Below are 7,110 nucleotides of genomic sequence, written 5' to 3' on the forward strand. Positions count from 1 at the left end.
ACAAACATCAAAATGAGTTCAATCAGCAGCTTGCCCAGGAGATCGTGAAAAGCGGACTCAAGCAAAGTCATGACAAATTGCAAAGCCTGGTCGATCAACACAACGAATTAACTCAGAACAAACCCTTACTGTTTGGAAAAAAAGCCTGGGAAGCCCAACGTGATGCGATTTACCAGGAGCACAAAAAGCTGAAAGGTCAGCATGAACACCAGAAAAAACATGGTGTGAAGGATTTATTGGAAAATGAAAAGTTTAAAGAACATGCCTGGAAGCAGTACCAACAACAACATCCAGCCAAAGCCAAGCAATACCAGACTCTATACCCATCCTATCAAGTCATTAAAAAATGTGTGGATGAGATCAAAGCAGAACAACAGATGAAACTCAGACAGGAACAACAGCTCAAAGCACAGCAACATGCGCCTAAAATGAAATCTCGTGGCATGAGTCGCTAAACAGAGCGAGTGTCTACGAGCGAACTGAGAAAATTTGCCCATCCCTTTCCCTGATTACAAGCTCCCTATCCATTAATCACCTACCCTACAGAGCATCCCGCATGGGTGCGAACTTTCCAAATTTGATTCTTAAATCGAGCGTAGCGAGAAAAAAAGCTCATGAGCGAAGCGAATTCCGAGCTGCTTTTGATCTTGCTTTTGCTTTTTCTCAAATTCACGAAAATATGAACCAAAAATTGCCCCGACGAATCGAGCGAAAGCGAGATTCAATAGAGTTTGAGCGAAGCGAAAACCAAGGGCAATTTTTTACTCCCTGGGCTTTTAATTATTTTTAAGCTTTTAAATGCTTTTAATTAAGCTGTAATCCTTTATTCATAATGGTTCTAGAGATATTAAAACGAGGTTTACCTTGCATTAAAACGAGGTTTACCTTGCATTAAAACGAGGTTTACCTTGCATTAAAACGAGGTTTACCTTGCATTAAGCGAGATAATTATATAACCTCGTCTTATTGAATTAAAAATATAATCTTTTCATATGAAAACAGAACTAGTTGTTAAAGATAACGCCTTAATCAATGCCAGTTATAACCTCGATCTAGTTGAACAGAGGTTAATTCTCCTAGCTATTGTTGAAGCAAGGGAATCGGGTAAAGGGATAAATGCTAATGATCCACTAACAGTTCATGCTGAAAGTTATATTAATCAGTTTGGTGTACATCGAAATACGGCTTATCAGGCGTTAAAAGATGCTTGCGATGACTTGTTTGCAAGACAATTCAGTTATCAGAGTCTTAGTGAAAAAGGTAACATTATTAATCACAAATCAAGATGGGTGAGCGAGGTGGCTTATATTGATAATGAAGCTGTCGTTAGACTTATTTTTGCCCCTGCTATTGTGCCTTTAATTACTAGGTTAGAAGAACAATTTACAAAGTATGAAATACAACAAATAAGTAATTTAACAAGTGCTTATGCTGTTCGTTTATATGAAATATTGATTGCATGGCGTAGTACTGGAAAAACGCCTCTCATAACTATGTATGATTTTAGACAAAAAATAGGTGTACTCGAGACTGAATACAAACGAATGTATGATTTTAAAAAATATGTTTTAGACATTGCATTAAAACAAGTAAATGAACATACCGATATTACTGTCAAAGTTGAACAGCATAAAACAGGTAGATCTATTACTGGTTTTTCATTTAGCTTTAAACAGAAAAAATCAGCCACGCATTCAGTCGAATCTAAAAGAGATCCGAATACATTAGACCTCTTTTCAAAAATAACAGATAAACAACGCCATCTATTCGCCAACAAGCTCTCAGAGCTTCCTGAGATGAGTAAATATTCACAAGGCACAGAAAGCTATCAGCAGTTTGCTGTACGTATAGCTGCCATGCTGCAAGATGCAGAGAAATTTAAGGAATTACTTCCTTTACTCAGAAAATTAGGATTTCAATGACATTGTTAATTGAAATTGTTAAGTTAACAGTCAGGTATTAACACAAGTTGAAAACTGGTTTACATAATGAAAAAACTGTCAGTTTCAGAGTTAGCTAAGCTTTATGGATATTCAAGACAAGCCATATATGCACATATAAACAAAGGAAATTTATCTAAAGGATCTGATGGATTAATTGACTTTTCAGAGGCCCTAAGAGTTTTTGGGGAACCACAAAAAAAAGAGGATACAGTCAATCAAAGTCAATCAATTAACAGTCAAAACTTGACAGAAGTTGACTTACTAAAACGTCAAGTTGACATACTGGAAAAACAATTAAATCAGGCAATACAGAGAGAAAATCAATCTTTAGAACGTGAATCGTTTTATCAAGAACAGATTGAAGCTATGCAGCGCTTACTAGAAGCACCAAAAGCCAATATGACTACCTTTACCGATCAGAGCTTTAAACAGGATATAGCAACGGATCCTCGGTCGGAACTAGCAACGAACTATGACGAATTGACTACTCCTCAGCAAGACAATAAGCGTATTCCTATCCCGGAGCATGTTGAACCAGAACAGAAGAAGAGAGGCTTCCTAAGCCGCTTTTTCCTTCCATATGGTTAGCCAAGACTCCAGTTTTTTGAAGAGCCAATTTCAGTGCAAGCACTTGAAATAATGACTCCTCAAAAAACCGGATGATGTTTATTAAAACTGAATAAAACCGTGGAACATCGCTCAATTAGTGATCGTGGAACATGAATAATCAATAAAAAGCCGTTCTGGTGCCCTATACTCCAGAACGGCTTACGTTAATATAATGATATTTAAAGAGAAATATCAAGAATTTCGTATAAGGTGTATTATGTTAATTTTAGGAAATTTTAAGAATTAACTCTCAAGTAACTGCCCTATTTCCAACCTACTATATCCTCGCTCTTTTAGAATCAAGACAATAGCTTTTCTATATTCATCAGAACTGGAGGTCTTATATTTTATGATTAATTGATTCTCTGAATTCAGTTCAAGGGCATTCTTATAGGTTAAGACTTCAGTAGAAATCTTATTAAAAATATTTAGATTAAACATACAGGTACTCTTCATCCTGTTATAGCGGCCCGACTACAACAAATACCTGCCTTAGCTTAGCTAGGCACCCTTGGCAGCAAGGATTACAAATTAAGAAAAGTTCTGCAAGTTTTCAAAAGCTATAAGGATGAATAATCAACTAAAATCAATGTTATTTAACATAATGGCTGTTATACGCAATAAAAAAACCTGGGCACCAACCCAGGTCTAAAATTTAAAAAACAGATAAATATCAGTGCAATAAACTCATTTTTCTAATTTCGCATAACGTGTATTATGTTAATTTTAGGAACGCTACAAGATAGATTAGACTCGATTTTTTCTCTTTTTGAGATATAAATAACAAATCAACAGAAAACTAAGCCAAAATAAGTAGTCCAAGATAAAGTAGTGAAGAAGGAACTCATCTAAATCCCAAAAAATAAATAACACGCTTATATTGTTACCAGGTGAAGTGAAATCTCCATCAATTAAGAATACAAAGGGAAAACCTCCTGCAAGTCTATCTACTTCTTCCACCCTATCGACAACTATACGATTAACAGGGATATATCTCTGATAAAATAAAGATAATGATGTCAAAAGAAATGATAATATATTGATATACAATGTTTTTTTCAAAAATACACTTTTTATATTTTAAGTTAAAGATACTATTACTATACCGATTTTTGTAAAATTCATCCCACTATTTAACATAATGGGCATTATACGAAATGCCTTTTTAAATAGCTTTATTTATCAAATACTTAAACTCACAAATTCAAAACCCCAAAGATCAAAAAACAGACGTTTTAACAACTCGTGTGTTTTTTAAGCAGATCTGTAACATTTAGCCAATAAAATCGGTTAAAAAATGCTCAAATTCGACATTTTCCCAATGTTCTCGGTCTTCCCAGGGCCAAAAATATCCCCAATTTCTGGGGATAAAATTTAGGCTATTTTGTACGCTTTGGCGCACATCAATCTCGGCCCTTTGCTACTACCTGGAACAGTGGAATTTTCCTATGATCAAGTCATCAGGAACAGGATGTTCCATAACATAAAACAAAAATTATAAGTTATTGCACATGGACCAGAGGGTACAACAGCACAATCAGCAACGATGAAAAACCCCGGCAGGATGCCGGGGTTTTTTATTATCTAAAATATTTAGATCAAAGTTGGATGGGCATCCAGAATGCGAATTAAAGTCGCTGCAGGACCAGTCGGATAACTTAAATAAAAAAGTCTCCGACAAACCCGGTACGGTTCATTAGCTTGTATATTTATTTGGCTACCTTTATCGGGTAAATTCTATACTTGAAATGTCAACAGACCCTAATCGTATTAAAAATTTTTAAAATTTTCATTAAGGCAAAAGCTATGAATGACTTTAGACTACTATATGTAAGTAAGATCAAAAGTAATATTAATCCGGTAAATGATCTATATGATATTTTGACAGAAGCCGTAGCTTTTAATAGCCTAAATGAAATTTATGGTGTTCTTTATTATGGAAACGATTACTTTATTCAATGCTTAGAAGGTCAGAAAGATAAAGTAGAATATCTATTTTATGAAAAAATTTTAAAAGATCCACGTCATAAAAACTGTGAAGTTTTATCTTTCGAAAATATCGAAAAATATTTATTTTCTGCATGGCATATGAAATATGTCATGATTCATAAAGAAGTTATTGATTTCTTTAAGCATTATCATAATGATGAATTTAATCCTTATTTACTGAATAGCTCTACTATTCCAGCTTTTATAGAGCTGTTAAGCACACATGGAGATAGCTTTTCTATCTTAAAAAGTAAAGCTTTAACTTAACCAGTACAAAAATTATTTAGAATAAAATTAATATAATAAAGTGCTTTCAAAAGACTTATGAATTAAGTCTTTTGATCATGCATTTAACATAAAATCTCTTATGCGAAATCAGGTTGATCTAAAGTTCTTTATTGCCTTGATCACATGATCCCCTAATTGCTGAGTATTTTTAGGATTTCCGGCTGAATTATTTAAAGAGACATTTAAAGGGAGGGCTATCTGCCTCAAAATTTCTTTAGCTGATGGTTGTTTTTCACCATCCTTATAAACTTCAATTTTTGCATTTTCATATTGTTTTATCTCATATCCATCATAAAAAATATTATTTAAAATCAATAGCTCATGATTATTTTCAACTTTCAGTTCTGTTTCAGTAGGAATATTTAACCCTATATTTATTTTTGAATTAGCTAAAAGTATTTTGTTATAAATACCTAAAATATATTTCCCTTTGTATTCTCGTGACTTAGCCTGAAACTGCTCCATATTTAAGTCATAGACTACTTCAATACAGAGGTCCTCTGGGTTAATTCTTAAAACAATAATTCTGTCCACTAACTCAATCGTTTTAAGATTAAAATCGACATGACTTGCTGTAGTAACAGTCTTAACAGAAATTCTTTGTCCAGTACTGGAAACTACATCATAACCTCTCTGATTAACTGAATCAGCTAATTGTCCTAAGGTCATCATAGCTACATAAAGTTCCCCAATTCTTCCTGTTAAATGCCTTAATTCTGCAATAGGCATTCCCCAAGAGAGTTCTTTTTCAAACCATTCAATAGATTCACCTAAAGACTTAATAATATCGAATTGGCTCAATGCCATGATTGATTTCCTATCACTTATAAATTAAAGAGCTTACGATCACGTTCATCAGTCAAATACTTGTCCATCTGTGCAATCAATTTTGCCCGGGCCTGTTCATCTTCTTCAGTGATTTTTAGCATACAAGATCCGATTAGAATTTTGCGTCTAGTATCATCTTTACGAGCCTGTTCTTTCTCTTTAGCACGTTCTCTTGCAAGTGCTGCTTGTCTTTGAGCTTTAAGCTGTTTCAGCTTTTCTTCCTGGGCTTTAATTTTGCTGTCTAGTGTTTCAGTAACGCTCATTAATCCAATACCATCATCCTGGGAAACCATCCCTAACATAAGCGCACTTGAATATGCATTCAAGGTGCTATATGTATAGTAATGTTTTCCTCGAAGAGCGCACTTATGCAAACTTCGTTTGCAAGTCCGATTGGGGTCTCCCCAATACCCCGACAACCGTATCCACGGTTGTATTTCACTACGTGAAAATTTAAAAGCGAAAATAGGCATGGCGATTTACCACTTTTCAGTCAAAACCGTAGCACGATCAGCAGGGCGTTCCGCTACTGCTGCGATTGCCTATCGGGCAGGTGAAAAGATCTATTGTGAACGTGAGGGCCGAGAACATGATTACAGCCGAAAAACAGGTGTGGAATATAAAGAAATTTATTTACCCGAAGGCGCACCAGAACATTTAAAAAACCGGGAAAGACTCTGGAACGAAGTTGAACAACGGGAAACCCGAAAAAACTCGACAGTTGCCCGAGAATTTGAAATCGCTTTTCCAAGTGAATTAAATCAGGAACAACGCCTGGCCATGCTCGAAGAGCTATGCGCCAGTATCGTGGACAGACATCAGGTGGCCATCGATGCCTGTATTCATGCACCGCATACTGGATCTGGTAGTGATGAACGCAATTATCACGCGCATATCCTGATGAGCACACGCAAACTTACTCAGGAAGGCTTCACCGAGAAAACCCGGGAACTGGATCAGAAACACAGTGGAGAAATCGAACACTGGCGCGAACACTTTGCCGATATCTGCAATATGCACCTGGATCTGGCTGGATACACTGCCCGAGTCGACCACCGCAGCTACAAAGACCAGGAGAATGGTTTAGAAGCCACGCTGCACGAAGGGCCGAAAGTCACCGAACTGCGCCGAAAAGGGATTGAGACCGAAATCAGCCGAAGCAATGACGAAATCAAACAGAGAAATCAGGCTCAGCTGCAATACAGCAAAAATATGGATCTGCTGATTGCTGAAAATGAGATCAAACTCAGCACACTGAAAACAGAACAGCAGATCCAAATCAAAAATAGCGCTAAAACGCCACCAATTGACGAAAAAGCCCTGTTTGAGGAAAAACAGAGGGAAACCCTTGGCAAAGTGCTAAAACGCGAAATCAGCGCAAAAGACGCGAATCTAGACCTGGATTTCATGCAGCGTAATCTCAAACAAGCCGAAATAACCCTGACCAAGCACC

The 7,110-nt window shown here is 36.2% G+C and carries 9 protein-coding genes and 1 pseudogene; 6 read left to right on the top strand and 4 right to left on the bottom strand.

Translation table 11 applies throughout. The features are described 5' to 3' along the window. The 4 genes and pseudogenes from Q9R24_RS14775 to Q9R24_RS14790 form a co-directional block, all read left to right on the top strand. Positions 1-455: pseudogene (locus Q9R24_RS14775) on the top strand (hypothetical protein); the annotation flags it as partial. A 101-nt stretch (positions 456-556) separates the two neighbouring features. After that, positions 557-790: a hypothetical protein gene (locus Q9R24_RS14780; RefSeq protein WP_034429840.1), complete on the top strand. Its 234-nt coding sequence runs from the start codon at positions 557-559 to the stop codon at positions 788-790. A 202-nt stretch (positions 791-992) separates the two neighbouring features. Further along, positions 993-1,922 carry a replication initiation protein RepM gene (gene repM, locus Q9R24_RS14785; protein WP_004896921.1) on the top strand — a complete coding sequence of 310 codons (930 nt, stop codon included), beginning with the start codon at positions 993-995 and terminating at the stop codon, positions 1,920-1,922. 66 nt (positions 1,923-1,988) lie between these two features. Beyond that, on the top strand, positions 1,989-2,531 hold the full coding sequence (locus Q9R24_RS14790) for a plasmid replication DNA-binding protein (protein WP_004896925.1): 543 nt from the start codon (positions 1,989-1,991) through the stop codon (positions 2,529-2,531). A gap of 264 nt (positions 2,532-2,795) precedes the next feature. Here the strand turns inward: Q9R24_RS14790 and Q9R24_RS14795 are convergent, their stop codons facing one another. Together Q9R24_RS14795 and Q9R24_RS14800 are read right to left on the bottom strand one after the other, a co-directional pair. Continuing rightward, positions 2,796-2,993, bottom strand: a complete 198-nt coding sequence (locus tag Q9R24_RS14795) for a hypothetical protein (RefSeq protein ID WP_004897314.1) — start codon at positions 2,991-2,993, stop codon at positions 2,796-2,798. A gap of 306 nt (positions 2,994-3,299) precedes the next feature. Next, the gene (locus tag Q9R24_RS14800; RefSeq protein ID WP_227554090.1) at positions 3,300-3,614 is read right to left on the bottom strand and encodes a hypothetical protein; all 315 of its coding nucleotides are present in this window, start codon (positions 3,612-3,614) and stop codon (positions 3,300-3,302) included. A 744-nt stretch (positions 3,615-4,358) separates the two neighbouring features. Between Q9R24_RS14800 and Q9R24_RS14805 the strand changes: the two genes are divergently transcribed. Then, the gene (locus tag Q9R24_RS14805) at positions 4,359-4,808 is read left to right on the top strand and encodes a BLUF domain-containing protein (protein WP_311204766.1); all 450 of its coding nucleotides are present in this window, start codon (positions 4,359-4,361) and stop codon (positions 4,806-4,808) included. Between the two features lie 108 nt (positions 4,809-4,916). Here Q9R24_RS14805 and Q9R24_RS14810 read toward each other — a convergent pair whose 3' ends face one another. Together Q9R24_RS14810 and Q9R24_RS14815 are read right to left on the bottom strand one after the other, a co-directional pair. Further along, the gene (locus Q9R24_RS14810) at positions 4,917-5,636 is read right to left on the bottom strand and encodes a DUF6998 domain-containing protein (RefSeq protein WP_001218546.1); all 720 of its coding nucleotides are present in this window, start codon (positions 5,634-5,636) and stop codon (positions 4,917-4,919) included. A gap of 17 nt (positions 5,637-5,653) precedes the next feature. Then, on the bottom strand, positions 5,654-5,920 hold the full coding sequence (locus Q9R24_RS14815) for a hypothetical protein (protein WP_006581723.1): 267 nt from the start codon (positions 5,918-5,920) through the stop codon (positions 5,654-5,656). Positions 5,921-6,128: 208 nt separating this feature from the next. On the opposite strand from Q9R24_RS14815, the gene mobQ reads away from it, so the two are divergent. Beyond that, positions 6,129-7,110, top strand: a 982-nt coding sequence (mobQ, locus tag Q9R24_RS14820; protein WP_311215564.1) for a MobQ family relaxase, incomplete at its 3' end; no start/stop codon positions are given.

Origin of the sequence: Acinetobacter sp. RRD8, from assembly GCF_031844225.1 — a bacterium.
In the GTDB taxonomy this organism is placed as follows: Bacteria; Pseudomonadota; Gammaproteobacteria; order Pseudomonadales; family Moraxellaceae; genus Acinetobacter.

Excerpts from the sequence above, each read along its gene's own strand:
- Q9R24_RS14815 (WP_006581723.1), bottom strand. The coding sequence starts at position 5,920 with ATGAGCGTTACTGAAACACTAGACAGCAAAATTAAAGCCCAGGAAGAA.
- Q9R24_RS14805 (WP_311204766.1), top strand. The coding sequence starts at position 4,359 with ATGAATGACTTTAGACTACTATATGTAAGTAAGATCAAAAGTAATATT.
- Q9R24_RS14795 (WP_004897314.1), bottom strand. The coding sequence starts at position 2,993 with ATGTTTAATCTAAATATTTTTAATAAGATTTCTACTGAAGTCTTAACC.
- Q9R24_RS14790 (WP_004896925.1), top strand. The coding sequence starts at position 1,989 with ATGAAAAAACTGTCAGTTTCAGAGTTAGCTAAGCTTTATGGATATTCA.
- Q9R24_RS14780 (WP_034429840.1), top strand. The coding sequence starts at position 557 with ATGGGTGCGAACTTTCCAAATTTGATTCTTAAATCGAGCGTAGCGAGA.
- Q9R24_RS14810 (WP_001218546.1), bottom strand. The coding sequence starts at position 5,636 with ATGGCATTGAGCCAATTCGATATTATTAAGTCTTTAGGTGAATCTATT.
- repM (WP_004896921.1), top strand. The coding sequence starts at position 993 with ATGAAAACAGAACTAGTTGTTAAAGATAACGCCTTAATCAATGCCAGT.